At 67.1% G+C, this 2,649-nt stretch carries 1 protein-coding gene and 1 pseudogene; one reads left to right on the top strand and one right to left on the bottom strand.

All coding sequences use genetic code 11. From position 1 onward, the window contains the following. Positions 1–1,780: asparagine synthase (glutamine-hydrolyzing) (gene asnB / locus R1101_RS0120730; RefSeq protein WP_016935197.1), on the bottom strand; the 1,780-nt coding region annotated here is incomplete at its 3' end. 352 nt (positions 1,781–2,132) lie between these two features. Between asnB and R1101_RS0120725 the strand changes: the two are divergent. After that, a pseudogene (locus R1101_RS0120725) lies at positions 2,133–2,649 on the top strand (cytochrome c oxidase subunit II); the annotation flags it as partial.

Raw genomic sequence — 2,649 nt, 5'->3', positions numbered from 1 at the left:
TCGCGACGGCGACCTTGTCGAGCAGGTGGCCGGTCTGCGACTCGGCGATCACCTCGTGCGCCCAGTCGAACAACTCCGTGCCGGCGAGCCAGTGCCGCAGGGGCACCGGGAAGCCCAGCTTCGCGCGGTGCAGCACATGCGGCGGGACGATGCCCTCCAATGCCTGCCTCAACGCGTACTTCGTCGTCTGTTTCGTAATCTTCTGTTCCGACGGCACCTGCGAGGCCACCCGGAACACCTCGGAGTCCAGGAACGGCACACGCAGCTCGAGTGAGTTGGCCATCGTCATCTTGTCGGCCTTGACGAGGATGTCGCCGCGCAGCCAGGTGAACAGATCGAGATGCTGCATCCGGGCCACCGGATCCCAGCCGCTCGACTGCGCGTAGATCGGCGCCGTGACGTCCTGGTGGGTCCACTCGGGACGGAACTCGCGCAGCACCGCCCGCAGCTGCGCGTCGTTGAAGCTGCGGGCGTTGCCGTAGTAGCGCTCCTCGAGCGTCATCGAGCCGCGGTGCAGCAGGCTCTTGCCGCGGGTGCCCTCCGGAATCCGCTCCGACAGCTTCCCGGCAGCCCGCCGCAGCGCGGGCGGGAGGAACTCGAACGGCCGCAGCGACAGCGGCTCGCGGTAGATGGTGTAGCCGCCGAACAGCTCGTCGGCGCCCTCACCGGACAACACGACCTTGACGTGCTTGCGGGCTTCGCGGGCGATGAACCACAGCGGGACGAGCGCGGGGTCGGCCACCGGGTCGTCGAGATACCAGATGATCTCCGGGATCGCCGCGGCGAACTCACTGGGGGAGACGACCCGCACCACGTGCCGGGCGCCGATCGCGGCGGCCGATTCGGCCGCGACATCGACCTCGGAGTAGCCCTCCCGCTCGAAACCCGCGGTGAAGGTGATGAGTTTCGGGTTGTGGCGCATCGCCAGCGCGGCGATGGCCGTGGAGTCGATGCCGCCCGAGAGGAACGACCCGACGGTGACGTCGGCGCGCATGTGCTTGGCGACCGAGTCCTCGAGGGCCTCGGCGATCTCACGGTAGCGATCCTGCTCCCGGCCGGCGGCGAACGGCCGGACCGGGAAGGTCGGGTGGAAGTACCGCGTGATCTCCGGTTCGGCGCCGGGTGTGAGGCGCGCGTAGCAGCCCGACTCCAGGCGGCGGATCCGCCGGTGCAGCGTCTCGGGCTCGGGAACGTACTGCAGCACCGTGTAGTGCTCGATCGCCCGGGGATCGAGCTCGGTGTCGATGCCGACCACGTCGGCGAGTTCGAGCAGGCTCTTCTTCTCGCTGCCGAAGGCGGTGCCGCCGGTGCCGGTCGCGAGGAACAGCGGCTTGATGCCGAACGGATCGCGGGCGACGAACAACTCGCGGGTGTGCGTGTCCCAGATCGCGAAGGCGAACATGCCCCGCAGGCGCTGGACCGCGCGAACACCCCAGTGGTGGTAGGCCGCGACGATCGTCTCACTGTCGCCTTCGGTCGCGAAGGAGGTACCGAACGTCTCGGTGAGCTCCTTGCGCAGTTCGAGATAGTTGTAGATCTCACCGTTGAAGGTCAGCGCGTAGCGGTCCGGCTGCTCCGGCGGGCCCCAGCGCAGCGGCTGGTGCGAGTGCGCGATGTCGATGATCGACAGGCGGTTGAATCCGAAGACGAGGTCGGCGTCGTGCCAGGTGCCGTGCTCGTCCGGGCCGCGATGGCGCAGACAGTGCATCGCGGCGTCCACCTTCGCGACGGCGTCGTCGTTGGTGCCCTCAGTGGTCAGAAACCCGAGCAATCCGCACACGCGTGGGTTACCTCATTCCGGTCGGGGTGTCGCGATGAACCCCGGTGGGTGCCCAGCGCGAGACACCTCACCGCGCATGACACCGGGAACTACCACTCGGGGTCCGGCGTTGGTTCTATCGAAGTATGCCGCAGACGGTCGAGGCCGGGCAGCCGCGCCCGGTTGCCACCGACGACCGGCCGGCCCACAAGAGAAAACCGACGTCACGAGCCGGGTCTTCCGGTCGAAACGCCCACCCCGACACTTTCTTCGTGCCCCGGCGATGGATAGCGCCCGGGTTTGGTCTACGCTGCGTAGTAATTGGGCCGGCCCTCCGGGTGTGCCCTAGTGGAATTGCGGCGATCAGGAAGGCGTGAACGTGGCGCAAGGTCGGATCCTTCGGCGGTTCGGGCTCGCAGCATCACTCGGCATTGCAGCCTTGGTGCTGACCGGGTGCTCGAGCGAAGAAATCCTTCGTTTCGGCTGGCCGGAGGGCATCACTCCTCAGGCCGAGCGTATGCGTGAACTGTGGACGTGGTCGGTTGTCGCCGCCCTCGTCATGGGAATTCTCGTGTGGGCACTCACCTTCTGGGTGATCATCGCCTACCGGCGTCGGAAGGACGACCCGGAGTTCCCGCGTCAGACGGCATACAACGTGCCTCTGGAACTGGCTTACACCGCGGCGCCGTTCGTCGCCGTGTGTGTGCTCTTCTACTTCACGGTCGTGGTCCAGAACTACGTCCTGGAGAAGGAGGACAACCCGAACGTCGTCGTCGACGTGACGGCGTTCCAGTGGAACTGGAAGTTCGGTTACCGGACGATCGATCTGCAGGACGGCACGGCCCCCTACAACGGCATCGACGAGGTCGCCGAGGAGGCGGTCGCACAGG

Source organism: Rhodococcus sp. R1101 (genome assembly GCF_000278445.1).
Classification (GTDB): Bacteria; Actinomycetota; Actinomycetes; order Mycobacteriales; family Mycobacteriaceae; genus Rhodococcus; species Rhodococcus gordoniae.
This window is presented reverse-complemented; position numbering and strand designations above follow the sequence as displayed.